This is a genomic window from Mesorhizobium sp. B2-1-3A, assembly GCF_006442655.1.
Lineage (GTDB): Bacteria > Pseudomonadota > Alphaproteobacteria > Rhizobiales > Rhizobiaceae > Mesorhizobium.
Window position 1 is genome coordinate 840686 of record NZ_VFWK01000004.1, and the last position, 25945, is coordinate 866630.

At 61.5% G+C, this 25945-nt stretch carries 26 protein-coding genes and 1 pseudogene; 4 read left to right on the forward strand and 23 right to left on the reverse strand.

The window, feature by feature from the left end:
- The first annotated feature begins 222 nt into the window (after window positions 1-222).
- Complete coding sequence (locus FJ977_RS19945) at window positions 223-561, forward strand: P-II family nitrogen regulator (protein WP_006205430.1); 339 nt, start codon at window positions 223-225, stop codon at window positions 559-561.
- Between the two features lie 63 nt (window positions 562-624).
- Window positions 625-2034, forward strand: a complete 1410-nt coding sequence (gene glnA, locus FJ977_RS19950) for a type I glutamate--ammonia ligase (protein WP_140773899.1) — start codon at window positions 625-627, stop codon at window positions 2032-2034.
- A 916-nt stretch (window positions 2035-2950) separates the two neighbouring features.
- Here glnA and FJ977_RS19955 read toward each other — a convergent pair.
- Window positions 2951-3991: a glutamine synthetase beta-grasp domain-containing protein gene (locus FJ977_RS19955; protein ID WP_065005076.1), complete on the reverse strand. Its 1041-nt coding sequence runs from the start codon at window positions 3989-3991 to the stop codon at window positions 2951-2953.
- Between the two features lie 316 nt (window positions 3992-4307).
- On the opposite strand from FJ977_RS19955, the gene FJ977_RS19960 reads away from it, so the two are divergent.
- Window positions 4308-4499: a DUF2735 domain-containing protein gene (locus tag FJ977_RS19960; RefSeq protein ID WP_140773900.1), complete on the forward strand. Its 192-nt coding sequence runs from the start codon at window positions 4308-4310 to the stop codon at window positions 4497-4499.
- An 82-nt stretch (window positions 4500-4581) separates the two neighbouring features.
- Here FJ977_RS19960 and FJ977_RS19965 read toward each other — a convergent pair whose 3' ends face one another.
- The 11 genes and pseudogenes from FJ977_RS19965 to FJ977_RS20015 all read right to left on the reverse strand — a co-directional run bounded on the left by FJ977_RS19965 (window position 4582) and on the right by FJ977_RS20015 (window position 16406).
- Window positions 4582-6471 carry an MFS transporter gene (locus FJ977_RS19965; protein WP_140773901.1) on the reverse strand — a complete coding sequence of 630 codons (1890 nt, stop codon included), beginning with the start codon at window positions 6469-6471 and terminating at the stop codon, window positions 4582-4584.
- 183 nt (window positions 6472-6654) lie between these two features.
- The gene (locus tag FJ977_RS19970) at window positions 6655-7446 is read right to left on the reverse strand and encodes an ATP12 family chaperone protein (protein WP_140773902.1); all 792 of its coding nucleotides are present in this window, start codon (window positions 7444-7446) and stop codon (window positions 6655-6657) included.
- Window positions 7447-7458: 12 nt separating this feature from the next.
- Window positions 7459-8331: a DMT family transporter gene (locus FJ977_RS19975; RefSeq protein ID WP_181179985.1), complete on the reverse strand. Its 873-nt coding sequence runs from the start codon at window positions 8329-8331 to the stop codon at window positions 7459-7461.
- Window positions 8332-8378: 47 nt separating this feature from the next.
- Window positions 8379-9359: an RluA family pseudouridine synthase gene (locus FJ977_RS19980; protein ID WP_140773904.1), complete on the reverse strand. Its 981-nt coding sequence runs from the start codon at window positions 9357-9359 to the stop codon at window positions 8379-8381.
- 61 nt (window positions 9360-9420) lie between these two features.
- Window positions 9421-9795: a fluoride efflux transporter CrcB gene (gene crcB / locus FJ977_RS19985; protein ID WP_140773905.1), complete on the reverse strand. Its 375-nt coding sequence runs from the start codon at window positions 9793-9795 to the stop codon at window positions 9421-9423.
- 40 nt (window positions 9796-9835) lie between these two features.
- Window positions 9836-10204, reverse strand: coding sequence for a DUF779 domain-containing protein (locus tag FJ977_RS19990; protein ID WP_140773906.1), 369 nt, complete (start codon window positions 10202-10204; stop codon window positions 9836-9838).
- A 105-nt stretch (window positions 10205-10309) separates the two neighbouring features.
- Window positions 10310-11828 (reverse strand): annotated as a pseudogene (gene adh, locus FJ977_RS19995) (aldehyde dehydrogenase).
- Window positions 11829-11969: 141 nt separating this feature from the next.
- On the reverse strand, window positions 11970-12941 hold the full coding sequence (locus tag FJ977_RS20000) for a helix-turn-helix domain-containing protein (RefSeq protein ID WP_140773907.1): 972 nt from the start codon (window positions 12939-12941) through the stop codon (window positions 11970-11972).
- Between the two features lie 163 nt (window positions 12942-13104).
- Window positions 13105-14757: a hypothetical protein gene (locus FJ977_RS20005; RefSeq protein ID WP_140773908.1), complete on the reverse strand. Its 1653-nt coding sequence runs from the start codon at window positions 14755-14757 to the stop codon at window positions 13105-13107.
- A 258-nt stretch (window positions 14758-15015) separates the two neighbouring features.
- Window positions 15016-15846 (reverse strand): aspartyl/asparaginyl beta-hydroxylase domain-containing protein, encoded by an 831-nt coding sequence (locus FJ977_RS20010; protein ID WP_140773909.1) that lies wholly within the window; start codon window positions 15844-15846, stop codon window positions 15016-15018.
- Window positions 15847-16022: 176 nt separating this feature from the next.
- Complete coding sequence (locus FJ977_RS20015; protein WP_140773910.1) at window positions 16023-16406, reverse strand: DUF930 domain-containing protein; 384 nt, start codon at window positions 16404-16406, stop codon at window positions 16023-16025.
- Window positions 16407-16539: 133 nt separating this feature from the next.
- On the opposite strand from FJ977_RS20015, the gene FJ977_RS35890 reads away from it, so the two are divergent.
- The gene (locus FJ977_RS35890; RefSeq protein ID WP_181179973.1) at window positions 16540-16707 is read left to right on the forward strand and encodes a hypothetical protein; all 168 of its coding nucleotides are present in this window, start codon (window positions 16540-16542) and stop codon (window positions 16705-16707) included.
- On the opposite strand, the gene FJ977_RS20020 is transcribed toward FJ977_RS35890, so the two are convergent.
- The 11 genes from FJ977_RS20020 to rpsE all read right to left on the reverse strand — a co-directional run bounded on the left by FJ977_RS20020 (window position 16704) and on the right by rpsE (window position 25898).
- The gene (locus tag FJ977_RS20020; RefSeq protein WP_140773911.1) at window positions 16704-18011 is read right to left on the reverse strand and encodes a replication-associated recombination protein A; all 1308 of its coding nucleotides are present in this window, start codon (window positions 18009-18011) and stop codon (window positions 16704-16706) included. The genes FJ977_RS35890 and FJ977_RS20020 overlap by 4 nt on opposite strands.
- A 39-nt stretch (window positions 18012-18050) precedes the next feature.
- Window positions 18051-19544, reverse strand: coding sequence for a DegQ family serine endoprotease (locus FJ977_RS20025; RefSeq protein WP_140773912.1), 1494 nt, complete (start codon window positions 19542-19544; stop codon window positions 18051-18053).
- 179 nt (window positions 19545-19723) lie between these two features.
- Window positions 19724-20155 (reverse strand): 50S ribosomal protein L17, encoded by a 432-nt coding sequence (rplQ, locus tag FJ977_RS20030; protein WP_140773913.1) that lies wholly within the window; start codon window positions 20153-20155, stop codon window positions 19724-19726.
- A 104-nt stretch (window positions 20156-20259) separates the two neighbouring features.
- Complete coding sequence (locus FJ977_RS20035; RefSeq protein WP_006205443.1) at window positions 20260-21270, reverse strand: DNA-directed RNA polymerase subunit alpha; 1011 nt, start codon at window positions 21268-21270, stop codon at window positions 20260-20262.
- Between the two features lie 103 nt (window positions 21271-21373).
- Window positions 21374-21763, reverse strand: a complete 390-nt coding sequence (gene rpsK / locus FJ977_RS20040; RefSeq protein ID WP_006205444.1) for a 30S ribosomal protein S11 — start codon at window positions 21761-21763, stop codon at window positions 21374-21376.
- Window positions 21764-21902: 139 nt separating this feature from the next.
- Window positions 21903-22271: a 30S ribosomal protein S13 gene (gene rpsM, locus FJ977_RS20045; RefSeq protein WP_006205445.1), complete on the reverse strand. Its 369-nt coding sequence runs from the start codon at window positions 22269-22271 to the stop codon at window positions 21903-21905.
- Between the two features lie 218 nt (window positions 22272-22489).
- Complete coding sequence (locus FJ977_RS20050; protein WP_140773914.1) at window positions 22490-23086, reverse strand: adenylate kinase; 597 nt, start codon at window positions 23084-23086, stop codon at window positions 22490-22492.
- A complete protein-coding gene (secY, locus tag FJ977_RS20055) occupies window positions 23083-24423 on the reverse strand; it encodes a preprotein translocase subunit SecY (protein ID WP_056568050.1) in 1341 nt (446 codons plus the stop codon). Before secY ends, FJ977_RS20050 begins: the two co-directional genes overlap by 4 nt.
- Before the next feature lie 194 nt (window positions 24424-24617).
- The gene (gene rplO / locus FJ977_RS20060; protein WP_056568053.1) at window positions 24618-25091 is read right to left on the reverse strand and encodes a 50S ribosomal protein L15; all 474 of its coding nucleotides are present in this window, start codon (window positions 25089-25091) and stop codon (window positions 24618-24620) included.
- A 22-nt stretch (window positions 25092-25113) separates the two neighbouring features.
- Complete coding sequence (gene rpmD / locus FJ977_RS20065) at window positions 25114-25311, reverse strand: 50S ribosomal protein L30 (protein WP_006205449.1); 198 nt, start codon at window positions 25309-25311, stop codon at window positions 25114-25116.
- A 23-nt stretch (window positions 25312-25334) separates the two neighbouring features.
- Window positions 25335-25898, reverse strand: coding sequence for a 30S ribosomal protein S5 (gene rpsE / locus FJ977_RS20070; RefSeq protein ID WP_032933400.1), 564 nt, complete (start codon window positions 25896-25898; stop codon window positions 25335-25337).
- Between the last annotated feature and the right edge of the window lie 47 nt (window positions 25899-25945).

Here is a 25945-nt window from a genome sequence, read left to right on the forward strand (position 1 = left end):
TAGGCGATATGCTCAATTATTGTGCCGCGACAACCGTGGAGACTCAAGAAGCCGGTGCCGCATCCGATGCAGTGAATGACGCGAATTTGCATCCCGGCGCGGTACGGCTTTGAAATCGTATGAGACCGCTTCTGTTCCGCTGAATTGGCACAGTTCGTGCTTGATGGAGGCGCAAGCGGGGGCTCACAACCCGTTTTTTTGGCAGTGGAGGCCACTTTTTACATGAAAAAGATCGAAGCGATCATCAAGCCATTCAAGCTGGACGAAGTGAAGGAAGCGCTTCAGGAGGCCGGACTGCAAGGCATCACCGTCACCGAGGCCAAGGGCTTCGGACGCCAGAAAGGCCACACCGAACTCTATCGTGGCGCCGAATATGTCGTCGATTTCCTGCCCAAGGTGAAGATCGAGGTCGTGCTCGGCGACGATGCGGTCGAAGGCGCCATCGAGGCCATCCGCAAGGCGGCGCAGACAGGCCGTATCGGCGACGGCAAGATCTTCGTCTCCAACATCGAGGAAGTCGTGCGCATCCGCACCGGCGAAACCGGAATGGACGCGGTCTGACGCGCCCATCCTCGAAAAAACGTCATCCATCAAAAAACACGTCATCACACAGGGATACATGACATGACGACAGCCAAAGACATCATGAAGCAGATCAAGGACAACGACGTGAAATTCGTCGACCTGCGCTTCACCGACCCGAAGGGCAAGCTGCAGCACGTGACGATGGATGTCGTCGAAGTCGAGGAAGACATGTTCGCCGACGGCGTCATGTTCGACGGCTCGTCGATTGCCGGCTGGAAGGCCATCAACGAGTCCGACATGGTGCTGATGCCCGATCCGGACACCGTTCACATGGACCCGTTCTTCGCGCAGTCGACCATGGTCATCCTGTGCGACATCCTCGACCCGGTCTCGGGCGAATCCTACAACCGCGATCCGCGCGGCACGGCCAAGAAGGCCGAAGCCTACATGAAGGCCGAAGGCATCGGCGACACCATCTATGTCGGCCCGGAAGCCGAATTCTTCGTCTTCGACGACGTCAAGTACAAGGCCGATCCCTACAACACCGGCTTCAGGCTCGATTCCACGGAACTGCCGTCAAATGACGACACCGACTACGAAACCGGCAACCTTGGCCACCGCCCGCGCGTCAAGGGCGGCTATTTCCCGGTGCCGCCGATCGACAGCGCGCAGGACATGCGCTCCGAAATGCTGACCGTGCTCGCCGAAATGGGCGTGCGCGTCGAAAAGCATCACCACGAGGTGGCGGCCGCCCAGCACGAACTCGGCATCAAGTTCGACGCATTGGTGCGCAACGCCGACAAGATGCTGATCTACAAATACGTCGTGCACCAGGTCGCCAATGCCTACGGCAAGACGGCAACCTTCATGCCGAAGCCGATCTTCGGCGACAATGGTTCGGGCATGCATGTCCACATGTCGATCTGGAAGGGTGGCAAGCCGACCTTCGCCGGCAATGAATATGCCGGCCTGTCGGAGAACTGCCTGTTCTTCATCGGCGGTGTCATCAAGCATGCCAAAGCGATCAACGCCTTCACCAACCCGCTGACCAACTCGTACAAGCGCCTGGTGCCCGGCTATGAAGCGCCGGTGCTGCTCGCCTATTCGGCGCGCAACCGCTCGGCCTCGTGCCGCATCCCGTTCGGCTCGTCGCCGAAGGCCAAGCGCGTCGAGGTCCGCTTCCCCGATCCGGGCGCGAACCCTTACCTGGCCTTCTCCGCGCTGCTGATGGCCGGTCTCGACGGCATCAAGAACAAGATCCATCCGGGACAGCCGATGGACAAGGATCTCTACGACCTGCCGCCGAAGGAGCTGAAGAAGATCCCGACGGTCTGCGGTTCGCTGCGTGAGGCGCTCCAGAGCCTCGACAAGGACCGCGGCTTCCTGAAGGCCGGCGGCGTCTTCGACGACGACCAGATCGACAGCTACATCGAACTGAAAATGGCCGAGGTGATGCGCTTCGAAATGACCCCGCATCCGGTCGAATACGACATGTACTACTCGGTCTAAGAGCCCGTTCGGATAGCTTGCAAAGCCCTTGAAGGATTTCCCCCTTCAAGGGCTTTTTGCTGCGCCAACGCTCACCGTGGATGCGTATGGTCAGTCACATCAGTGAATTGCTTTTGGGTGCTGGGATCGTGTGGCTTTGCCCGCTTGTGACCGCCGCCGAAACACGCGGCTTCATGGTCGCGGTATAAAGCCATGGTAGGCGCGTTGGCGGATGGCTCTAGGGCGCAACAAGCCGCCAGGAGCGAGCGGCGCACTGCCTCAGGCTGCAATGCCCGCTCGTCCGGCGCCCCCGCCAATGCCGTCGTTCAAGAAACCCCGCCCCGTTCGAACAGCATCGCTTTGGCGTAACCCCAAGGCACGATACGCATGCCGCGGCGCGATCTGTCAACGTTGCCAGCCGGTGGTGCAAACGGTCGATCTTAGTGTTTTAACAGAGACTTATATAAGAGCCTTTGAGTTTACAAAACCGCTCGAACTGGCGGTTTTCCGGGCTTTTCAGGCAATTTCCGTGCCTACGGTCCTGGGAGCACGGTGACCAAACGTCAGCCGACGCGGACGGACGCCACGGTTTTGGCCGACCCTTTTCAACCTGACTTTTTTTGGGGGAATTCATTCCACGCAGCCGGCGCCGCCAAAAAGAGCTCCTGGCAAGGACCAAGGCTCTCACGGAACAGGGATAGCGCAGGGCGGGCATCTCATCGGCATGGTCGTCGGTGCCGTGTGGGCTGTGTTCAGAACAAGCATCAAGCGGATATCCGTCGACGCCCTGAATTAAGAGGTTACCCGAAGGCGTCGTGGTGGATTCATGCGCTGCCCCCACCCCAAAAACACAAAAAGCCCCGGCGTTTCCTGCCGGGGCTTTTTGTCACTGAAGTTGCGGGCGCGGGTCATCTCATGGCCCGCGCCGCGAAAACAATCAGGCGGCGGCCGAAACCGACGCGTCGGTCGCAACCTGCGAAATCGTCTTCAGAACCTGGGAGGCGATCTGGTAGGGGTCGCCCTGGGAATTCGGACGGCGGTCTTCCAGATAACCCTTGTAGTCATTCTTGACGAAGGAGTGCGGTACGCGGATCGAAGCGCCGCGGTCGGCGACGCCGTAGCTGAACTTGTTCCACGGCGCGGTTTCGTGCTTGCCGGTCAGGCGCTTGTCGTTGTCCGGACCGTAGACGGCGATGTGGTCCATGAGGTTCTTGTCGAACTGTGCCATCAGGGCCTCGAAATAGGCCTTGCCGCCGACTTCGCGCATGAACTTGGTCGAGAAGTTGCAGTGCATGCCCGAGCCGTTCCAGTCAGTATCGCCAAGCGGCTTGCAGTGGAACTCAATGTCGATGCCGTAAGTCTCGGTCAGACGCAGAAGCAGATAGCGCGCCATCCAGATCTGGTCGGCGGCCTTCTTGGAGCCCTTGCCGAAAATCTGGAATTCCCACTGGCCCTTCGCCACCTCGGCGTTGATGCCTTCATGGTTGATGCCGGCAGCAAGGCACTGGTCAAGATGCTCTTCGACGATCTTGCGTGCGACGTCGCCGACGTTCTTGTAGCCGACGCCGGTGTAGTACGGACCCTGCGGTGCCGGGTAGCCGCTCTCGGGGAAGCCGAGCGGACGGCCGTCCTTGTAGAAGAAATACTCCTGCTCGAAGCCGAACCAGGCATCCTCGTCATCGAGGATGGTCGCGCGGCTGTTCGATTCATGCGGGGTTACGCCATCGGGCATCATGACTTCGCACATGACCAGAATGCCGTTGGTGCGAGCCGGATCCGGGTAAAGCGCCACCGGCTTCAACACGCAGTCAGAGCTGCGGCCCTCGGCCTGCATGGTCGAGGAACCGTCGAACCCCCACAGCGGCAGCTGTTCGAGCGTCGGGAATTCCGCGAATTCCTTGATCTGCGTCTTGCCGCGAAGGTTGGGGACCGGGGTGTATCCATCGAGCCAAATGTACTCGAGCTTGTATTTCGTCATTCTAGCCTCTCGTTGCTTGATCACCGAACACCAAACGGCATCGACATGCGTCTGCCGTCGGCAGCCGGCGCTGCCGATCACTAAAATGCAATTCGTGTGCCACTCCGGTATTGGCGGGTGCGGCAAAATGGCCGCGATATCGCGTCGAATTTGCTGAGCCGCCTCATCAATGGGTTCGGATCGATCAAACGCGCAACTCGCACAAATATTAGGTAAATAATGATCTTTTCGTAGGCATATTGCCTAAAGGAATCGCAGGACCTATCTTCTGAGAAAGCTGAATCGACAAGCTCCTGAAGAAGAAAGGAGACGGCCCATGGAAATCGTTCCCACCCGTCCGTCGGCGAAAATTCTGATGTTCCCTCTGGCAGCGCGTAAATCTGCCTCAAATTTAGGCGCGAAGGCGCAATTCGCGGCAGAGCTCGCCTCGTTGCGTACCACATACGCCGATTTTGACGGCTGGTATCACGAAGCAGCCGTCGAGGAAGAAAATCATCGGAAGAGCTAATCCGCTTCTTCCGGTTTCCGACATGAAAAGCCCGGCGTGATAGCTCACTCCGGGCTTTTCATTGGCACATGGATCCGATCGACTAATCCTTGGCGTGCAAGTTGGTGCCGAGCGTGTCCTTGACGAAGATCATGCCGATGACGAGCGTGATCGCCGCGATCACCACCGGATACCAAAGGCCGTAGTAGATGTCGCCCCTGTAGGCGCTGAGCGCGAACACCGTCGCGGGCAGCAAACCACCGAACCAGCCATTGCCGATGTGATAGGGCAGCGACATGCCGGTGTAGCGGATGCGGGTCGGGAACATCTCGACCAGGATCGCCGCGATTGGGCCGTAGACCATGGTAACGAGCAGCACCAGGAGGAACAGGATGCCGATTGTCATCGGCCAGTTCACGGCCGCCGGATCGGCGAACATGGCGAAGGCGCCGCCACCCGGTATATTATAGACGGTGACCTCCGGGGCGCCCGCCGCCTCATCCGTGGTCAAGAGCTTGTCCTTGACCGCCTGATCGGTCGGCACCGCTGCCTTTTCACCGCCGCGGATGGCGGCAGCATCAAGTTTCAGCTCAGGGTTGGCTGCGATGAAAGCGTCGAGCTTCTGGTCCGCGACCTTGATCGCTGCCCGCTTCAACGGATAACCGCCGTCCTGCAACGACATGTTGACGGCCTTGACGAAGGCCGAGTCCTTGGCCTTGGCCTGATCGCCGGCGGCGACCGCGTCGTAGGACGTCACCGTCTCGTTGCCGATCTTGACCGACGCAGCCGTTCCGGCCGCGGCCGTCGACACCACGTCATAGGGAACCGAGTTCTTGGTCAGGAACGAAGTCGCGATGTCGCAGGACGTCGTGAACTTGGCTGTGCCGACCGGATTGAACTGGAACCTGCAGTCTCCGGGTGCCGCCGTCACTGTCGCCCGCGTGTTCTGCTGCGCCTTGGCGAGCGCCGGATTGGCGGCCCAGGTCAAAGCCTTGAACAGCGGGAAGGTGCTGACAATGGCGAGCGCAAGGCCAGCCATGATAATCGGCTTGCGACCGATCTTGTCGGACAGCCAGCCGAAGACGACGAAGAAGATCGAGCCAAGCGCCAGCGCAACGGCAATCATGATGTTGACCGATTGCGCGTCGACCTTGAGCACGTTCTGCAGAAAGAACAGCGCGTAGAACTGACCATTATACCAGACCACGGCCTGGCCGGCGGTAAGGCCGAACAGCGCCAGCAGCGCGATCTTGGCATTCTTCCACTGACCGAAGGCTTCCGAAAGCGGCGCCTTGGATCCCTTTCCTTCGTCCTTCATCTTCTGGAAGGTCGGCGATTCCGAAAGCGACAGCCGAATCCAGATCGAAACGGCGAGCAGCACGAAGGAGACGATGAACGGAATGCGCCAACCCCAGGCAGCGTAGGTTTCCTTGCTCAGTGATCCCTGGACGATGAGGATAACGATCAGCGACAGAAACAGTCCGAGCGTCGCCGTCGTCTGAATCCAGGACGTGTAGAAGCCACGGCGATCATCCGGCGAGTGCTCGGCAACGTAGGTCGCCGCCCCACCATATTCGCCGCCGAGCGCCAGACCCTGCAGCATGCGCAGGAAGATCAGGATCACCGGAGCGGCGATGCCCAAAGTCGCATAGCCGGGCAGCAGGCCAACCAGGAAGGTCGACAGGCCCATGATCGTCATGGTGACGAGGAATGTGTATTTGCGGCCGACAAGGTCACCAAGGCGGCCGAACACCAGCGCGCCGAACGGGCGCACGAGGAAACCAGCGGCGAAGGCCAGCAGCGCGAAGATGTTGCGCGTCGCCTCGGGAATGGTCGGGCTGAAAAAGGTCGAACCGATAAAGGCCGCCAGTGAGCCGTAGAGATAGAAATCGTACCATTCGAAAACAGTGCCGAGCGAGGAAGCGAAGATGACCTTCTTCTCCTCTCGCGTCATGCCGCGGCTCGTTCCGCCGGCGGTCGATGCCATTGCCATTGATATGTCCTCCCGTGAGACCCTTGCCCTCGATGCAACGCCAATGTCCGCGTTCTCCTCCGAACGCAGACTCAAAAAAAAGCGGAGCCATCAGGCAAAAAATGGCAGAAAGCGCCCGCTGGCGGCAGAGCGACGATGGGATTATGACTTTGGTATTAGGTGCGGTGCGGCAACGGCCCGGGCTCAGGCCTTGAGCGCCTCGAGAAGGCCGGCCGCGGCCATCATGTCGCGCTTACGGGCGGCACGGCGCGCGACCGCTTCGGCGTCCTGTCCCCATTGCTCGATCTGCCAGTCCTCGTCGACATGGCCGGCGGCCCAGGCGGCATCCGCGTCGAGCTCACCGAAATCGACGGCCACCGCCAGCAGCGCCGAACCGGTCAGCGAGGTCATGAGGTGGATGGCGGCCAGCCGCAGCGGCTCGGCGCGCTGATTGAGATGACTGCCCAGAACGGCGATCGTCTCGCGCGGCTGCTCCACATGGATGATGCCCTCGGCAAGGTTGAAGCGCGCCCCGAATGCAGCGCGCGCCCAATCGATGACGGGATCCCACTGCTCGTTCTGCCGGTCAACCAACCCTTGCGGCGCGTCGGCGCGGTAGCAAAGCAGGTCGGACGAGGCAAAACGCAGTATGTCTTCCAGCACCGCCTGCGGGTCACTGGCGACGCCATCGATGGCTGTGTTGACCAGGCGCATTACCGGCATCGTCACCGGATTGATCGTCTCGCCCTGTTCAGCGAATTCGTCGGCAACCAGCACCGCCGCCGCCTCGGTCGGCAGCGCCAGCAGCGCCTTGCCGGGCGTGCGCACCGGCTTGCCGTCGAGATGCACGGCGAAACCTTGCTCTACCGGCGCAACCGAAACGGTCTTGTAGAAGCGCTTGGGCAGCGGCGTCTTCATCTGGATCTGGGCGCGACGCACAGGATCCGGATCCGAAAGATACTTGCCCGCTTCGAGGTCGTTGAGGATGTCACGCATGAAAAATCTCTCTCACACCGGTGTCAGCTTGCGCGCCGGCCGGTTGACGATGATCAGGCCCGCTGCAATCAGGCCAAGCGCCAGAAAAATGCGAATGGTCAGCGGTTCGTTCAAGATGATCGCACCGCACAAAACACCAAAAACCGGCGACAGGAACGTGAAGCTGGACAGGCTTGACGCGGGATAGCGACGCAGCAGCCAGAACCACAGGACATAGGTGAAAGCGACGATGTAGATCGCCTGGAAAAGCAGCGCCAATGTCGGCAACAAGGAGGCATCGCGCACCGGCGGACCGGCGAGAGGCAACACCAATATGCCGACGACCGCCGCACCGGCGAGTTGATAGAGCAGCAGCTTCTCGGCGCTCGCTTCAACCAGTTTCGAGCGTTTGATGAGAATATTGGTCAAGGCCCAGAAAAATCCGGAGCCGAGACTGAGGAGATCGCCGAACAGCATGTCCCCGCCGCCGCCAAGCTTGTCTGAAAAGACGGCGGCAAGGCCGGCGAAGGCCAGCAGCAGGCCAAGGAACTTGCGCATGGTGATCTGTTCGCCAAGCAGGAGATGACCGCCAATCAGCATCCAGAACGGCATTGTGTTGACCAGCAGCGTGTTGCGGGCAACTGTCGTATGCTCCAGGCCGACATAGAGGCAGAGGAACTCGACGCCGAAAAGCGCACCCACGACAATGCCGGCGAGCAATGTGCCGTCGCGCGTGAACAGAGCAATGCCGCGCCAACGGCACCACAGGAAGACGCAGAAGCCGCCGATGATCGAGCGTGCGATCGACAGGAAGACGGGGTCGTAGCCGGCATAGGAGATCTTGGCGGCGACGTAGTTCAGGCCCCACGAAAAGGTCAGGCCGACCATGATGGCGGCGGCGGCCATGTCGACTGTGTCGCGCCGATCGAGCGCGTCGGTGGCGCCGCTCAAGGTCAGTCCTCCGCGTTCTGCTCGTCGAAGCCGATCAGGTTCCAGCTCTGGCGCATATGCGGCGGCATCGGCGCGGTGACATCGATGACGCCCTTGTCCGGGTGCGGAATGATGATGCGGCGCGCGTGAAGATGCAGTCGGTTTTGAATGCCGCCCGGAAAGTCCCAGTTGGTGTCGGCCTCGAAATATTTCGGGTCGCCGATGATCGGGCAGCCGATATAGGCGGCGTGCACACGAAGCTGATGGGTGCGGCCGGTATAAGGCTCCATCTCCAGCCAGGTCATGGTCTGCGCCGCCTGCTCGATGATGCGGTAGTAGGATACGGCGTGATCGGCGCCCTTTTCACCATGCGCGGCAATGCGCACCCGGTCGCCGTCGGGCGTTGGTTCCTTGATCAGCCAGGTCGAGATCTTGTCCTCGCGCTTGGGCGGCACGCCCTTGACCAGGGCCCAGTAGGTTTTCTTCGTTTCGCGGGCGCGGAACGCCTCGGACAGCTTCATCGCGGCGAGCCTTGTACGTGCGACGACCAGCACGCCCGACGTGTCGCGGTCGAGCCGATGAACCAGCCGCGGCTTCTCACCCTTCTGGTTGCGCCAGGCTTCCAGCATGTCGTCGACATTGCGGGTGACGCCCGAACCGCCCTGCACCGCAAGGCCCGCCGGCTTGTTGAAGACGAAAACCTTCGGGTCCTCATGGATAAGCATTTTCGCTAGAACGTCGGCATCGCCCTGGTTGCGGATCGAATGGCCGGTCAGCGCGCTTTCACCCTTCTTGTCGACCTCGAGTGGCGGGATACGCACCACCTGGCCAGGCTCGACACGGCTGTCGGCCTTGACGCGGCCGCCATCGACGCGGATCTGGCCGGAGCGCAGCAGCTTCTGCAAATGGCCGAAACCAAGGCCCGGAAAATGGGTCTTGAACCAGCGATCGAGCCGCATGCCCGCCTCGCCGGCCTCCACCGTGATCTGTTCAACGCCTGCCATTTTTTCTTCGCTTACCCGTTTCCAAAGCAGGGCTCGGCCTGCGCTTGGCGCGGCAATAGCATTAAGGCAGGCTTCTTGCGAGCCAAAGACCCAAAAACAGGGCGATGATGGCGCCAATGACGCTGGCCAGCGCATATCCAAACGCCGGCAGCGTGGCTCCCCGTTCCCACAGCGTGGCGAAATCGAGCGAAAAGGCGGAAAAAGTGGTGAAGCCGCCCAAGATTCCGGTGGCGACAAATAGCCTGACTTCGTTCGGCCCGCCGCGGCGCGCCATGATGGCGATGAACAGACCCATGGCAAAGGAGCCAAGGATGTTGATCGCCATCGTGCCCCAGGGATAGTTGGGGCCGACAAGGCGCAGCGCGCCCATGTTGGTGAGATGGCGGATGCCGGCGCCTATGCCGCCGCCGACGACAACAAGAAGCAGATTGAACATCGCCGTTTACTGCCCTTGCGAGGGCGGCGGCGTCAACCCGTCAAGCCCCTGACGGCATCTCCGGAACGGCACAGATGGTCGAGCGCGTCAGGAACCGCCTCTCGCGCCCATTGTCGAGCGAGAACATGCCACCCCTGCCCGGCACCACGTCGATGGTAAGGTCGGTGTGCTTCCACACTTCGTATTGCGAAGCGCTGATGTAGACCGGCGTTTCGCCGATCTCGCCCAGCATGACGTCATTGTCGCCGACGATGAAGTCGCTGCGGGGATAGCACATTGGCGAGGAGCCGTCGCGACAGCCGCCCGATTGATGAAACAGCACCGGGCCGTGGTCGGCGATGATCTCCGCCAGGAAGGCAATGGCTTCCGGCGTGGCCGAGACTTTTCCGAGTGAAATCTTGTCGGACATGCCGTCCTCCTCCATCCCCAAACCATCCGAGGCGCGGCTGATAGAGCCACGCCTCGGATCACGCATGATCCGCCCGGGGGGATCATGCGCCGCCTCGGGAGGCAATCAGAAGAAACCCAGCTTTTTCGGGCTGTAGCTGACCAGCATGTTCTTGGTTTGCTGATAGTGGTCGAGCATCATCTTGTGGTTTTCCCGTCCGATGCCGGACTGCTTGTAGCCACCGAAAGCCGCGTGCGCGGGATAGGCGTGGTAGCAGTTGGTCCAGACACGGCCGGCCTGGATGGCGCGGCCGAAGCGGTAGCAGCGGTTCGCGTCACGGCTCCAGATACCAGCGCCGAGGCCATAGAGCGTGTCATTGGCGATCGACAATGCCTCGTCGTCATCCTTGAAGGTCGTCACCGAGACCACCGGCCCGAAAATCTCCTCCTGGAAGATGCGCATCTTGTTGTGGCCCTTGAACACGGTCGGCTTGACGTAATAGCCGCCGGCCAGATCGCCCGGCAGATGGTTCTGTTCGCCGCCGGCAAGCACTTCGGCGCCTTCCTTGCGGCCGATGTCGAAGTAGCTCAGGATCTTTTCCAGCTGTTCGCTCGATGCCTGTGCGCCGATCATGGTAGCCGGATCGAGCGGGTCGCCCTGGACGATCGCCTCGACGCGCTTCAATGCCTTTTCCATGAACTTGTCGTAGATCTTCTCATGCACCAGCGCGCGGCTGGGACAGGTGCAGACCTCGCCCTGGTTCAGCGCGAACATGACAAAGCCTTCGATGGCCTTGTCGAAGAAGTCGTCATCTTCCGCGGTCACGTCCTGGAAGAAGATGTTGGGCGACTTGCCGCCGAGTTCGAGCGTCACCGGGATGAGGTTCTGGCTGGCGTACTGAGAGATCAGCCGGCCCGTCGTGGTTTCGCCGGTGAAGGCGATCTTGGCGATGCGGTTCGATGAAGCGAGCGGCTTGCCGGCCTCGAGGCCAAAGCCGTTGACGATGTTGAGCACACCATCCGGCAACAGGTCGCCGATCAGGTCCGCCCACAGCATGATGGTGGCGGGTGTCTGTTCGGCCGGCTTCAGCACCACGCAGTTGCCGGCGGCAAGTGCCGGCGCCAGTTTCCACACCGCCATCAACAGCGGGAAGTTCCAGGGAATGATCTGACCAACGACGCCAAGCGGCTCATGGAAATGATAGGCGACGGTGTCGTGGTCGATCTCCGAGATGCCGCCTTCCTGGCTGCGTACGGCACCGGCAAAATAGCGGAAATGGTCGATGGCCAGCGGCAAGTCGGCAGCGGTCGTCTCGCGGATCGGCTTGCCATTGTCCCAGGTTTCGGCAAGCGCCAGGAGGTCGAGATTGTCTTCCATGCGATCGGCGATGCGGTTGAGGATCAGCGCGCGGGCGGCGGCGCTGGTCCTGCCCCACGCGTCCTTGGCCTTGTGCGCGGCATCGAGTGCTGCCTCGATGTCCCTGGCGTCCGAGCGAGCGATTTTCGCCCAGCGGCCGGCCGGTCACCGGCGATATGTTCTCGAAATATTTTCCGGAAAGCGGGGCAACCCATTTGCCGCCGATGTAATTGTCATAACGCTTGGCGAAGGGAACCTTGGCCGTGCGGGAAAATTCCACCTTGTTCATTGTCTTCCTCCCAAGTGGCAGCGTCACGGGATGTGGCGCGTCGTTGGGAAGAGTCGCGGACGGGGTCAGCTTTGTCAGCCCCGGCTCCGGCATCCGCCAGCGCGGACTGTCGCAGATCTGCGACAGTCAGGGGCTCAAAGCTCAGTGCGGACGGCGGATGCCGAAGCGGGCAAGCTTGCGGTGCAGGGTCGCCCGCGAAATGCCGAGGCTGCTGGCAGCCGCCGACACATTACCCTCGGCGCGCGCCATGGCCCTCTGGACCACGCCGCGCTCGGCTTCGTCCAGATCTTCCGCCGCCCTGGCCAAGTTGCCCAAAATGTCCGCGGCAGGGAGACCCTTGGCGAGGATCTGCTGGGTGATGCCGAGGCCAAGGCGGGCCGAGCGTGTTGCGCCGATCACCAAATCATCGCCATTGACGGCGATCAATGCACTGGCGCTGCGCTCGGCGACCGGTGCCAGCAGGATGCGAGCGTCTGAAAACACCAGGCGGAAATTCTCGGCCTCGATGCGACGCGCGGCGTCACCCACCGCGATGGCGATCAGGTTGACGAAGCCTTCGGTCAGGTCCGACCGGCAAGATGACACATCGAGGGCGGCCGCCAGATTGCCTTCATGATCGTAGATCGGCGCCGTGGTGCAACTGAGCAATGTGTTGCGCGAAAAGAAATGCTGGTCGCGGTGGATGGTGAGGGCGCGCTGATCGGCAAGACAGGTGCCGATGCCATTGGTACCCTCGGAGTCCTCGCTCCATACCGTGCCCGTCCACAACCCCCACTCGTCGAACGTGTCGTCATCCGCAACGGCGCCGCGGCGCTCGACAGGAATGCCGTCACGGTCCGCAAGCAGCACACAGCAACCAACGCCGCCCACGGCGAGGTAGAGACGATCGAGGCTCGCATCCGCGGCGCGCAGCAGCGGCTCTATGCGTTGCCGGGCCTTGCTCAACTCGCTTTTGGTGAGACGCTGCGGCGCCTTTCGTTCGGCTGGATCGAGGCCGTGCAATGTGAGCGAGCGCCGCCAGGACGCAACCAGCGCCGAACGCGCTGCATCGCTGCCGGCGATGGCCGCCTGGATGAAGTCCGCATGATGAACCGTAGGCTGCCGTCCGCTCACCTTATCCTCCAAAGGCGATTGTCGCTTCCAACCCGAGCTGCGTTATATCCACTCAGATATATCCGCAGTATGGAGTTGTAGGCACCGAAGCCCGGCGACGCTATTGGACGATGGTGCAACAGACGAGAAAGGCGGCCTGTGCCCGAAACCGCCAAGATGCTCGTCACCAGTCAGGCGTTACCCAGCCCGGATACTTTTTCCTGAACTCACTGTAGAGGGCATCGACTTCGGCTCTGCTGACCGGGCGCACCCGCTCGTAGAGGTAACCGGTAACGCCGGACAATTGATATTCCGCGATACGCTTGTATGCAGCCCCGATGCCTTTTCCCTCGACAATGTACTGGTTCGGAATCGTGACGCAGATCTGGGCACCCGGTTGCAGATGGGTAACCGGACGGTCCGTCACGACAACGTATCTGGATTTCAATGCGTCCGGTTGGAACTGATCGCGACTGTCCACCTGGCAAATCCATCCGACATGGGTAACAAGATCCCGCTTCATGCCGAACAAGAGTGCGTCGCTCATCACAGGACCCGAGGCAAACACCGAAAACCGGTCCTCCGGTCCCATCCTGGCGATGAGGCCATCGATCAGGCGCCGGTACTCGGGGAGATTGTCGAGGTGAAGCGGAAGCGTGGCTTCCCTGGCGAAGACGAAGCCGACCGGCGACAACAACTGACGGCCAGCGGGAAAAAACGTGCCCAGAAACGCAAGTCCGGCAACAACGGCCATGGCGGCGGCCGACCATCGCGATTTCAGTGCCGGCGCGGAGACGATCGAAACGATCGCCTGGGCATAGGCGGGAAAGAGCCACAGCAACATCGGTAGAGAATGATGCCGTTCGGGATCCTGTGTCCGGATAAAGATCAGGAAGGTGAGCCCGGCGGCGATGGCACAGAGCAAGGAAAATCTGTTGCCGCGCACAACAGAGATGTAGAGGCCTGCTATGACCAACGCCCAGTTCAGATAGCTGAGCCGGGAGCCTATTCCACCAAGTTGGTTGACAAAGGTCGTCCTGTATCCGCTGTAAAGGTCGGCGTAGCTGGTTCCCAGGATCTTGGCGATCAGCGGCAGTTGGAAGCTCAACGCTGTCGCGGCAATAAGGAAAATCGCACACACGCCGCCCAACACAGCGTTCCGGAAGGCCGGCAAATCCCGATCCCTTGCGATCTGCAGCAGACCCAGCAAGGCCGCGGAAACGGTGATCCCTATTGCGGCGTAGGCGTACCAGCGGCGCAGCATGAACGCCAACCATAGGCACGCGCCTACAGATATTCCGCTTATCACCGGTTCGCGGGTCAGGAACTTGGATTTCCAGAGGAAATAGGTTGCCGCGGTCAAAGCGAGACAGCCGGCGACGTCAGGCAATCCACGAAGCGTCGGCGCCCAGAACGGAGTATACAGGAAGGCTGCGATCCAGACGGCGATCCAACCTCGGGAGGGTGTCTCGGAGACCGCCTCCAGATAGCTTATTCTGCCTATGAAAAGCACCGCCGGGACCAGGTACACCGCGACTATTCCAGCGACGAAGGAAAGCCTTGAACCGCCGAAAGCGAGGTGAAACGGCATCAGGGGCACCAGGATCGCCACGCCGTAATCTTCCGTCGCGATGGAGGTGCTCAATTGGCTCAGCCATTTGGAAGGGCTCTCGACCAGGAGGGCGCCTTGCTGGTTGAACATGTTGAAGTAGGCGGCGAAGTCCCAGTAGTAGACGGACTCTTCGAGATTTATGTACGCAGCGCTGAGGGCAAGCCCAAACAACACGGTGCATAGGTAGGTACCCGTCCAGAATCCGAAGATTTTGTTCTTTGTCACTTGAGACCGCCAAGGAAAGAAGAGACAGAAACGCGGAACCAACGCCGAAGTCGTCCCCTGACGCCGCCAGGAGCCGCTCCGGCGAATCTTGTGACAAGATTCATATAATGAATTGTTGAGAGCCCATGGGCCGACGCCAAATGAGCTGATGCTTAAGTACCCACGCAGCAAGCATGGAGAACGCCAATAACCAGCGATCCGCAAAGCAGCCGGCAGAGATGCTTGCTTGCAAACTGCTGCCGGCTACGTATTGTCAGCTCAGGTGGTTTCCACCTTCTTCGGCTTGGTCGAGCCGATCATTTTCCAGTTCTTGTAGAACATCGAATTGATCCGCTCGACACTGACCGACACGACGGCGAGCATGCCGGCGATGAGTCTTGGGAACGGGGACGGCCTGATGATGTCCATGAACACGCAGTAACGGCGGCCGTCATATTCGTTGACCGAGCGATGCAGCAGCGTATCGTCGAAAATGAACTGCGGATTGTCGTACCAATAGTTCTTGACGTTGCCGCATTCGACGAAGATTTCCGCCTTCACCGGGATCAGATTGTAGAGGATGCGCAGGCTGAGCCGCAGCGGCCCGAAGTGCCAGGAGGTCGATTCGCGCTTGCTGAAAACGGAAACGGCGATGGTCTTGATGTATTTGAAATCCTTGTTGAATTCGGCGACGTTGTCTATTTTGTGCTTGCCGTACCATTGATAGACATACATGCCGCGCCGACCGACGCCGAAATTGGCATCGATATCGGCAATGATCTCGTCCTTGCGCGCCTTGAAGATGTCCAGGACCTCGTTGACCTCGCGCTGATAATCGTCCGGAAACTGCTCCAGCTTCCACACGCCGGGGTTCCGGTAGCACAGGAGATCAACCAGCAGGTTGAACGGCGAAAGCAGCCAGGTGAAGAGGCCGTTGCCAAGGAAATAACCGCTGAACAGCGCCAGATCCTTCCTGTCGTTGCGCAGCACGTCGATCAGCCCGCAGACGATGAAGATCGTCGTGAGGATGGGGATGAAGTAAAAGCCAAGGGCGAGAAGTGGGATGGCGATGGCGAATTTGCGAAGGGATTTGCGAAGGGTTTTTGTCATTTTTCCACGCGCGGAGCGCGATCCTGTTGCGAATGAGTGTGCCAAATCTCGGCAACGGCCACCGCCCGACCGTGCGCCTTGATAAGATTTTTTGGGTCGCCGCACAACGCCACGACTGCGTGGCCTGGCAGCTGCCTGGTGGAATTTGCCAGACTTCGGTCAATGAACCGCTGGGGTCAATGCACCGCCGGCAAGCCGAGCTCGTCCCATTTCTCCCTGGCCACGGGATCGCCGACCAGGAACTCAAAGCCGATGACGCTTTCGCCGTCTTGCGCGAGCTGGCATTTGAACTTGAGGTTATACCAGTTTTTGCGACTGCGGAAAGCCGCGCCATCCGCGGCGATCGTGGTGCCGCGGACCCTCTCTTCGGCCGTTGCGTAAGGCACGACGCGCTCCGGCTGAAAGTCCGCGCGCCATCGTCGTATCTGGTCCATGGCTTCGAGATTGCACAACTGCACCATGCGCTCGTCGGAAGCGAAGGTCGCAAGATCGGCGCGCGCCTGCCGGCTGCGCGGATCGGCGAGCGTCTTGCCCGACAGCATTTCGGTCGGCCGGATCATGGCCGGCGCGGTGGGTGGTTGAGTTTGAGGAGGAGCACTCGGCGGTGGTGATGGCGCTGGCGCCTCTGGTGCCGAAGGTCTTGCTGGCGCTGGCGATGGCCTTGTCGACGCCTCGAACTGCTGGGGTGTCAGAATGCCGACCGACACCCGCTCCTCTTCCAGCCGCTTCGGCAGCTTCGGCAGCGGCATGAGAGCCAACGTCGCGGCAAGCAGCGTGTGGAGAACGACGGAGGTCGAGATACCCCATGGCGAGGCCTCGCTTCGAAGCGTGACGACCACCGGGCCGCGCAAAGTCAGCTAGCCCCGTTCCTTGCGCAGCTTTGCCCAGTAGTCGAGCCGCTTCCTGATGTCGCGCTCGAAACCACGCTCGGGTGGATCGTAGAACGTCTGGCGGCCCATCTTCTCCGGAAAATAGTCCTGGCCCGAAAAAGCGTCCGGCTCATCATGATCGTAGCGATAGCCCGCGCCGTAATCCTCTTCCTTCATCAGCTTGGTCGGCGCGTTGAGGATGTGCTTTGGCGGCAGCAGCGAACCATGCTCCTTGGCAGCGCGCGTGGCTGCCTTGAAGGCGGTGTAGACGGCGTTGGATTTGGGCGCTGTGGCGAGATAGACAGTGGCCTCGGCAAAGGCCAGTTCGCCCTCAGGCGAGCCCAGATAGTCATAGGCGTCCTTGGCGGCATTGGCGACGACCAGCGCCTGCGGGTCGGCAAGGCCGATGTCCTCCATCGCCATGCGCACCAGCCGGCGGCCGAGATAGAGCGGATCCTCGCCGGCATCGAACATGCGCGCGAGATAGTAGAGCGCGGCGTCCGGGTCCGAGCCGCGCACCGACTTGTGCAGCGCCGAGATCAGATTGTAGTGGCCGTCCTGGCCCTTGTCGTAGATCGGCGCGCGGCGCTGGACGATACGCTGCAGCCCTTCGGGATCGAATATCTCGCCAGGCTTGGCTGCGCGCCAGACTTCCTCGGCGAGTGTCAGCGATGCGCGTCCGTCGCCATCGCTCATGCGGATCAGCATCGCCCGCGCCTCGTCGTCGAGCGGAAGCGCCCTGCCCTCCGTGGCCTCCGCGCGCGTCATCAGCTTGGCGATGCTCTCCTCGCCGAGTGAATGAAAGACCATGACGCGCGCGCGCGACAGCAAAGCGGCATTCAATTCGAAGGACGGGTTCTCGGTTGTGGCGCCGACCAGAACGACCGTCCCATCCTCCATGACAGGGAGAAACGAATCCTGCTGGGCACGGTTGAAGCGGTGGATCTCGTCGACGAAAAGCAGGGTCTGGCGGCCGTTGGCGCGGCGCAGCTTCGCCGCCTCGAACACTTTCTTGAGGTCGGCGACGCCGGAAAAAACCGCGGATATCTGCTCGAAGGCCAGGCTGGTCTCGCCGGCAAGCAGCCTCGCCACCGTGGTCTTGCCAGTGCCCGGCGGCCCCCAGAAGATCATCGAGCCCAGCGAGCCGGAGCCGATCAGCCGGGTCAGCGCGCCATCGGGGCCGGTCAGATGCTCCTGGCCGACGACCTCGCCAAGATTTCTGGGCCGCAGCCTGTCAGCCAGCGGCCGTCCGGGCGGCGCCTTTTCCGGTTCATCGACGCTGAACAGATCGGCCATTTATGTCTTCAGGTTGGAGCACGACCGCTCGGGCCGAACTCAGTAACGCAACACCTGGCGCAGTATCTGCCCGCCGCGCTCGACGGTAAAGCGCCACCAGCGCGTATCCTGCTGGGCTACCTGCGCCAGCGTCGCGGCGGTGTCGATGGTGGTGCCGTTGACCTCGCGCACGATATCGCCCGGCTGGAAGCCGAAATCGGCGGCCGGCGAATCGCGATTGATATCGATCACGGTCACGCCTTTGAGATCTGTACGCAGGCCGAGCTTCTGGGCAAGCCGCGGCGACAGTTCGGCGACCTTGGCACCCGAAAACGGGCTGCGGCCATGCAGCGTCACTTCCGACGCCTTCGCACCTTCCGGCGCACGCTCCAGCGCGATATCCATCGCCGCCTGCTGGCCCTTGGTCAGGATCGCGAAATTCGCCTTGGTGCCGATCGACAGCGTCGCCATGCGATAGTCCAGCGCCGCGATGCTCTCGACCGGCTTGCCGTTGATCTGCATCACGACGTCACCGGGCTTCAGCCCTGCCTTGCCGGCGGGTCCCGCCGCGTCGACCGACGAGACCAGCGCCCCGGTCGGCTTTTCCATGCCGAGCGATTCGGCGATCTGCGGAGTCACCGCTTCGAACTCGGCGCCGATATAGGGCCGTTCGAAGAAATCGAGCCCGGCCTTGGCGGCGTCGGCGAAGGCCCGCACCATGTTGGCGGGGATGGCGAAGCCGATGCCGATCGAACCGCCGCTGCGGCTGTAGATGGCTGTGTTGATGCCGACCAGTTGGCCACCCATGTTAATGAGCGCGCCACCCGAATTGCCAGGATTGATAGCGGCGTCGGTCTGGATGAAATAGCCCGAATCCGAGACGCCGATATGGCTGCGGGCAAGTGCGGAAACGATGCCGCTGGTGGTGGTCTGGCCGACGCCGAAGGGGTCGCCGATGGCCAGCACCAGGTCGCCGACCTCAAGCGCGTCGGAATCGCCGATGGCGATGACCGGGAACGGCTTGTCGGATTCGATCTTGAGCACGGCGAGATCGAGTGTCTCGTCCTTGAGCATTATCTTGCTGGCGAATTCGCGCCCGTCGGCGGTCGCCACCTTGACCTCATCGGCATCCTTGATGACGTGGAAATTGGTGACGATGACACCGCTCGGATCGACAAGCACGCCCGAGCCGAGCGAGGACTGCGCCCGCGGCTGCGCGCGGCCGAAAAACTCCTCGAAGAACGGATCGCCTTCAAAAGGCGACGTGACCTTGGCCGTCTGCGAAGCATAGACATTGACCACGGCCGGCGCGGTCTGCTTGACCAGCGGCGCGAACGAAAGCTGCACCTCCTCGCGGCCGAACGGCACGCGCTTGTCGGGCCCAGAGGTGACATTCTCGCCTTCAACGCCATGCAACAGATCGGTCAGCACGTCCGACAGGCCCGGATCCGCGGGCTTAGCAGCGTCTTCGGCCAGCGCCTGCCGGACTGCCGGTGCGGCTGCGACCACCATGAAGGCGCAGAGCAGAACAAAGGACAGTCTTTTGGCGCGCATTCGCGAATCCTCCAAGGCAAGTTCGGGCGCATTGTCCCGACGATTGTGCAAAATGAAAGGCTAAGCCGCTGAAATCCGATTATTTTCGCGCCAGAGGATCTTTATGTGTGCCTCGACGCATGCAGAACATGAAAAAGGGGCCCGCAGGCCCCTTCAATTCATTCCGGAAAGACGGTGCCTTATGCGGCCGCGGCTTCCGCGTCGGTGCCTTCGGCTTCGAGGCGGGCGCGGTCGCCGGCGCCCTTGGCCGAGATGTCGCGATCGACGAACTCGATGACGGCCATCGCGGCATTGTCGCCGTGACGGAAGCCCGCCTTCATGATGCGCAGATAGCCGCCGTTGCGGTTGGCGTAGCGCGGGGCGATGGTGTCGAACAGGCGCTTGACGACGCCTTCATTGCCGATCTGCGCGATCACCTGGCGGCGGGCATGCAGGTCGCCGCGCTTGCCGAGCGTCACCAGCTTCTCGACGATCGGACGCAGGTCCTTCGCCTTCGGCAGGGTGGTGACGATCTGCTCGTGCTCGAGCAGCGACACGGCGAGGTTGGCGAACATCGACTTGCGATGGCTAATGCTGCGGGCGAAGCGGCGGCCTTTGAAACCGTGGCGCATGGCTCTTTTCCTTCTTCAGTTGTTCAAGAGGCCAAGGCCTCTGATGGTTTTCCGCATGACCGTCGGATCGAGCGGCTCACGCCGCCGATCCTTGGAATTCATGCTCAATATTGGTCTTCGTAACGCTTAGCGAGGTCTTCGATGTTCTCCGGCGGCCAGTCCGGCACTTCCATGCCGAGATGCAGGCCCATCGCAGCCAGGACTTCCTTGATCTCGTTCAGCGACTTGCGGCCGAAGTTCGGGGTGCGCAGCATCTCGGCTTCGGTCTTCTGGATGAGATCGCCGATGTAGACGATGTTGTCGTTCTTCAGGCAGTTGGCCGAACGCACCGAAAGCTCGAGTTCGTCGACCTTCTTGAGCAGCGCCGGGTTGAAGGCGAGCTCGGTGACGGCTTCCGCCGCGACTTCCTTCTGCGGCTCGTCGAAGTTGACGAACAGGCCAAGCTGGTCCTGCAGGATGCGGGCGGCGAATGCCACCGCGTCCTCGCCAGAGATCGAGCCATCGGTCTCGATGGTCATGGTCAGCTTGTCGTAGTCGAGAACCTGGCCCTCACGGGTGTTTTCGACCTTGTAGGAGACCTTCTTGACCGGCGAGTAGAGGCTGTCGACCGGGATCAGGCCGATCGGCGCGTCCTCGGCGCGGTTGCGCTCGGCCGGCACGTAGCCCTTGCCGGTGTCGACGGTGAATTCCATGCGGATTTCAGCGCCTTCGTCCAGCGTGCAGATGACGTGGTCGGGATTGAGGATCTCGACATCGCCAACCGTCTGGATGTCGCCGGCGAGAACCGCACCCGGGCCCTGCTTGCGAACGACCATGCGCTTGGGGCCGTCGCCTTCCATGCGGATGGCGATTTCCTTGATGTTCAAGACGATGTCGGTCACGTCCTCGCGCACACCGGCGATGGACGAGAATTCATGCAGAACGCCGTCGATCTGCACGGCGGTAACGGCCGCACCGCGCAGCGAAGACAGAAGCACGCGGCGCAGCGCGTTGCCGAGAGTGAGGCCAAAGCCACGCTCGAGCGGCTCGGCGACCAGCGTGGTCAGCGTCTTCTTCTTCGACGAGAACTCGATCTTGTTCGGCTTGATCAGTTCCTGCCAATTTTTCTGGATCATGATGCTTTCCTTCCGTTGACCCGCCACCATCCAATCGTGGCGGGCGACCTGGAATGCCGCGGAGGAGCGCCGTTGAGGCGCTCACGCGGCGTTCAATAATTGCTTAGACGCGGCGCTTCTTGCGCGGGCGGCAGCCATTGTGCGGAATCGGCGTCACGTCACGGATGGAGGTGATGGTGAAGCCGGCCGCCTGCAGGGCGCGCAGTGCCGATTCACGACCGGAACCAGGTCCGCAGACCTCGACCTCGAGCATGCGCATGCCGTGTTCCTGGGCCTTCTTGGCAACGTCCTCGGCAGCCATCTGGGCAGCGAACGGGGTCGACTTGCGCGAACCCTTGAAGCCCTGGGCACCGGCCGACGACCAGGCAATCGAGTTGCCCTGCGCGTCGGTGATGGTGATCATCGTGTTGTTGAAGGTCGAATTGACGTGGGCAACGCCCGACGAGATATTCTTGCGTTCGCGACGGCGAACACGAGCGGCTTCCTTGGCCATGATAGTCCTTTCAGTTGATCTCTACACCGCCGTAATGCCAGCGGCTCCACCTAGGAGAAGGCAGTAGGGGAATATGGCAGTAGGGCAGTATGTCTGCCGTTCCTATTGCCTTACTGCCCTACTCCCTTACTGCCCTAAATTACTTCTTCTTGCCGGCGATCGACTTGGCCGGGCCCTTGCGGGTACGCGCATTGGTATGCGTGCGCTGGCCGCGAACCGGCAGCGAGCGGCGGTGACGCAGGCCACGGTAGCAGCCGAGGTCCATGAGACGCTTGATGTTCATCGACACTTCGCGGCGCAGGTCGCCCTCGACCTGGTAGTCGCGGTCGATGGTCTCGCGGATCTGCAGCACTTCCGCGTCGGTCAGCTGGTTGACGCGGCGCTCGGCCGGGATGCCGACCTTGTCGACGATCTCCTGGGCGAACTTCTTGCCAATGCCGTGAATGTACTGAAGCGCGATGACGACGCGCTTGTTGGTCGGAATGTTGACGCCGGCTATACGAGCCATGTTCTTCTCTTCTCCATCTGGGCCGGCCAACCTTCAAAACAAGGAAGACCCGGCGCTGTCAAAGTTGCCCCGCGTCCGGTGGAGGCCGGCCCTTGCGGGAGTTTCCAGTTCAAAGCGACTGCCTTGCCCTTGCGGACAAGCAAAGTTCGCACCTGATAGGAAGACGGGCCGCCATACCGCAGCGGACCGCCCTCGTCAAGCTTAATCTTTAAATTCCCTTACCGCGCCTTGGCGGCCGCTGACAGAACAGCTTCGATCTCGGTGGTCACCGCATCGATGCTGGCCATGCCGTCAACGGTCTTCAGCTTGCCCTTGGCGTAATAGTAGCCGGTCAGCGGAGCGGTCTTCTTGTAGTACTCGCGCAGACGCTCTTCGAACACCGCCGGATTGTCGTCCTTGCGCACCGGCTGGCCGGCGGCCTTGGCATCCTCGGCACGCTTGACGATGCGGCCGACCAGGGCCCTGTCGTCGACGACCAGTTCGATGACCGTGTCGAGGCCGATGCCACGTTCGGAAAGCATCTGATCAACCGCATCGGCCTGCACCAGCGTGCGCGGATAGCCATCGAGGATGAACCCCTTGGCGCAATCGGCCTGATCGATCCGCTCGGCAACGATCGCGTTGACGATGGCATCCGACACCAGTTCACCGGCATCCATCACCGCCTTGGCACGCTTGCCGACCTCGGTTCCGGCCTGGACGGCGGCACGCAGCATATCGCCCGTCGAGAGCTGGGGTATGCCGTGTTTTTCTACCAGTCTTTGTGCTTGTGTCCCCTTGCCCGCTCCTGGCGGCCCAAGCAAAATCAACCTCATCTGGCTTTCTTCCCCCCGCGCAGCTTCGACTTCTTGATCAGGCCTTCATACTGGTGCGCGATCAGGTGACCCTGAATCTGCGCGACCGTATCGAGCGTGACACTGACCACGATCAGAAGCGATGTGCCACCAAGGTAGAACGGTACGCCAGTCGCCGAGATCAGGAACTCCGGCAGCAGGCACACCAGCACCAGGTAGATGGCGCCGACGACGGTGATGCGGGTGAGAACGTAATCGATATAATCGGCGGTGCGCTCGCCCGGACGATAGCCCGGGATGAAGCCCGAATGCTTCTTGAGCTGATCGGCGGTGTCCTTCGGGTTGAAGACAATCGCTGTGTAGAAGAAGGCGAAGAAAACGATCATCGCCGCATAAAACAGCATGTAGAGTGGCTGGCCGTGGCCAAGCGAAGCCAGGATGGTGCTTGCCCAGGCCGGCATGTTGGTCGTCTGCGAGAAGCCGGCGATGGTAGCCGGCAGCAAGAGCAGCGACGACGCGAAGATCGGCGGAATGACGCCCGACGTGTTGAGCTTCAGCGGCAAATGCGAGGTATCGCCCTGGAACATGCGGTTGCCGACCTGCCGCTTCGGATACTGGATCAGCAGGCGGCGCTGGGCGCGCTCGAAGAACACGATGAGCGCGATGACCACGATGGCCAGAACGATGATCGCCAGGATCAGACCGGTCGACAGGGCGCCGGTGCGGCCGAGTTCCAGCGTGCCGGAGATGGCATGCGGCAGGCCTGCGACGATGCCGGAGAAGATGATCAGCGAAATACCGTTGCCGATGCCGCGCGCGGTGATCTGCTCGCCGAGCCACATCAGGAACATGGTGCCGCCGACCAGCGTGACGACGGTCGAGATGCGGAAGAACATGCCGGGATCGCTGACGATGCCGTTACCGCCCTCCAGGCCCACCGAAATGCCATAGGCCTGCACAAGCGCCAAAAGCACGGTGCCGTAGCGCGTGTACTGGTTGATGACCTTGCGGCCTTGTTCGCCTTCCTTCTTCAGCGCTTCCAGCGACGGGATGACCGAAGTCATCAGCTGCATGATGATGGAGGCGGAGATGTAGGGCATGATGCCGAGCGCGAAGATCGCCATGCGCTGCACGGCGCCGCCCGCGAACATGTTGAACATGCCGAGCACGCCCTTGCTCTGCGAGGAGAAGGCCTGGGCGAAGGCGTCGGGGTTGATTCCGGGAAGCGGGATGTAGGTGCCGAGACGATAGACGAGCAACGCGCCGATGGTGAACCAGATGCGTTTCTTCAGGTCCTCCGCCTTGGCGAAGGCCGAGAAATTCAGATTCGAGGCTAGTTGTTCAGCAGCCGAAGCCATGCCTGATTCTCCGCTTGGTAACGCTTGATGGCCCGTGAGGTCAGGCGGTGCGTTTCACCGAAGCTCACGAGATAAGCTCCGGGCTGTAAACATGCAAGCGGCCGCGTTGACGCGGCCGCCTAATTGAGCAGGTCAAAGCGCAATCGTGAGCAAAAACTGGGTCCCACTCTTGCCGATCGCGCTTCAAATCGCCGTTACTCGGCAGCTGCCTTTTCCGGCAACTTGACCGAGCCGCCGGCCTTCTCGATCTTCTCGATCGCGGCCTTGGAGGCGCCGGCCACGTCGAAGGCGAGCTTTGCCTTGAGCTCGCCGTCGGACAGCACGCGCACGCCATCCTTGACGCGGCGGATGACGCCGGCGGCGACAAGCGCCTCGGCCGTCACGGTTGCCTTGGCGTCAAGCTTCTTGGCGTCGACGGCTTGCTGGATACGGGCCAGCGAGACGACAACGAAGCTCTTGGCGAAGAGGTTGTTGAAGCCGCGCTTCGGCAGGCGCCTGTAGAGCGGCATCTGGCCACCCTCGAAGCCATTGATGGCCACGCCGGAGCGTGCCTTCTGGCCCTTGACGCCGCGACCGGCGGTCTTGCCCGAGCCGGAACCGATGCCGCGGCCGAGACGCTTCTTGGAGTGCGTCGCGCCGTCCTTGTCACGCAGATCGTTGAGTTTCATCTGGGTTCTCCTGCGCTTTGGCTCAGCCCTCGTCCACGACGCGGACGAGATGCTGAACGGCGGCGATCATGCCGCGCACGGAAGGCGTATCTTCCAGCGTGCGCTGCTTGTGCATCTTGTTGAGGCCGAGGCCGACCAGCGTCGCGCGCTGTTCCTTCGGACGGCGGATCGGCGAACCGATCTGCTCAACGGTGATGGTCTTGGTTGCTTTCTTGGCCATGGTCAAAATCCCTGGTCAGTCGACTATTCTTCAGCCGCTACGGCGGTGCCGCGGCGGGCCTGAAGGGTCGAATACTTGATGCCGCGAGCGGCAGCGACATCCTTGGGATGCATCTGGCTCTTCAGCGCGTCGAAGGTGGCGCGAACCATGTTGTAGGGGTTCGACGACCCCATCGACTTGGCGACCACGTCATGCATGCCGAGCGTCTCGAAGACGGCGCGCATCGGGCCGCCGGCGATGATGCCGGTACCCTGCTTGGCGGCACGCAGAAGAACGCGTCCGGCGCCCCAGCGTCCCTCGACGTCGTGGTGCAGCGTGCGGCCCGAGCGCAGCGGCACGAAGATCATGTCGCGCTTTGCGGACTCGGTTGCCTTGCGGATCGCTTCCGGCACTTCGCGCGCCTTGCCGTGACCAAAGCCGACGCGGCCCTTCTGGTCGCCGACGACGACGAGTGCGGCGAAACCGAAGCGACGGCCACCCTTGACGACCTTGGCGACGCGATTGATGTGGACCAGCTTGTCCACCATGCCGTCGTCGCGCTCTTCACGCTCGCGGCCGCGGCCGCCTTCCCTACGTTCCTGTGCCATATCCTGTTCCTTGTTCTTTTCCGGAAGCACGGGTTGATGATTGTCGA

Excerpts from the sequence above, each read along its gene's own strand:
- FJ977_RS20015 (WP_140773910.1), bottom strand. The coding sequence starts at position 16,406 with ATGATCCGGCCGACCGAAATGCTGTCGGGCAAGACGCTCGCCGATCCG.
- rpmD (WP_006205449.1), bottom strand. The coding sequence starts at position 25,311 with ATGGCCAAGAAAGCAACCAAGACCATCACCGTTGAGCAGATCGGTTCG.
- rplO (WP_056568053.1), bottom strand. The coding sequence starts at position 25,091 with ATGAAACTCAACGATCTGCGTGACAAGGACGGCGCGACGCACTCCAAG.
- FJ977_RS19975 (WP_181179985.1), bottom strand. The coding sequence starts at position 8,331 with ATGGCCGCCGCCGCCATCATGGTCGGCCTGACCTTTTCGTGGGGCCTG.
- crcB (WP_140773905.1), bottom strand. The coding sequence starts at position 9,795 with ATGTTCAATCTGCTTCTTGTTGTCGTCGGCGGCGGCATAGGCGCCGGC.
- FJ977_RS19955 (WP_065005076.1), bottom strand. The coding sequence starts at position 3,991 with ATGACGAAATACAAGCTCGAGTACATTTGGCTCGATGGATACACCCCG.
- FJ977_RS19960 (WP_140773900.1), top strand. The coding sequence starts at position 4,308 with ATGGAAATCGTTCCCACCCGTCCGTCGGCGAAAATTCTGATGTTCCCT.
- FJ977_RS20035 (WP_006205443.1), bottom strand. The coding sequence starts at position 21,270 with ATGATCCAGAAAAATTGGCAGGAACTGATCAAGCCGAACAAGATCGAG.
- FJ977_RS19970 (WP_140773902.1), bottom strand. The coding sequence starts at position 7,446 with ATGCGTGACATCCTCAACGACCTCGAAGCGGGCAAGTATCTTTCGGAT.
- rpsE (WP_032933400.1), bottom strand. The coding sequence starts at position 25,898 with ATGGCACAGGAACGTAGGGAAGGCGGCCGCGGCCGCGAGCGTGAAGAG.
- FJ977_RS19945 (WP_006205430.1), top strand. The coding sequence starts at position 223 with ATGAAAAAGATCGAAGCGATCATCAAGCCATTCAAGCTGGACGAAGTG.
- rpsM (WP_006205445.1), bottom strand. The coding sequence starts at position 22,271 with ATGGCTCGTATAGCCGGCGTCAACATTCCGACCAACAAGCGCGTCGTC.
- rpsK (WP_006205444.1), bottom strand. The coding sequence starts at position 21,763 with ATGGCCAAGGAAGCCGCTCGTGTTCGCCGTCGCGAACGCAAGAATATC.
- FJ977_RS19980 (WP_140773904.1), bottom strand. The coding sequence starts at position 9,359 with ATGGCAGGCGTTGAACAGATCACGGTGGAGGCCGGCGAGGCGGGCATG.
- FJ977_RS20025 (WP_140773912.1), bottom strand. The coding sequence starts at position 19,544 with ATGCGCGCCAAAAGACTGTCCTTTGTTCTGCTCTGCGCCTTCATGGTG.
- FJ977_RS35890 (WP_181179973.1), top strand. The coding sequence starts at position 16,540 with ATGCCGACCGACACCCGCTCCTCTTCCAGCCGCTTCGGCAGCTTCGGC.
- FJ977_RS19990 (WP_140773906.1), bottom strand. The coding sequence starts at position 10,204 with ATGTCCGACAAGATTTCACTCGGAAAAGTCTCGGCCACGCCGGAAGCC.
- glnA (WP_140773899.1), top strand. The coding sequence starts at position 625 with ATGACGACAGCCAAAGACATCATGAAGCAGATCAAGGACAACGACGTG.
- FJ977_RS20020 (WP_140773911.1), bottom strand. The coding sequence starts at position 18,011 with ATGGCCGATCTGTTCAGCGTCGATGAACCGGAAAAGGCGCCGCCCGGA.
- FJ977_RS19965 (WP_140773901.1), bottom strand. The coding sequence starts at position 6,471 with ATGGCAATGGCATCGACCGCCGGCGGAACGAGCCGCGGCATGACGCGA.
- rplQ (WP_140773913.1), bottom strand. The coding sequence starts at position 20,155 with ATGCGCCACGGTTTCAAAGGCCGCCGCTTCGCCCGCAGCATTAGCCAT.
- FJ977_RS20050 (WP_140773914.1), bottom strand. The coding sequence starts at position 23,086 with ATGAGGTTGATTTTGCTTGGGCCGCCAGGAGCGGGCAAGGGGACACAA.
- FJ977_RS20010 (WP_140773909.1), bottom strand. The coding sequence starts at position 15,846 with ATGACAAAAACCCTTCGCAAATCCCTTCGCAAATTCGCCATCGCCATC.
- secY (WP_056568050.1), bottom strand. The coding sequence starts at position 24,423 with ATGGCTTCGGCTGCTGAACAACTAGCCTCGAATCTGAATTTCTCGGCC.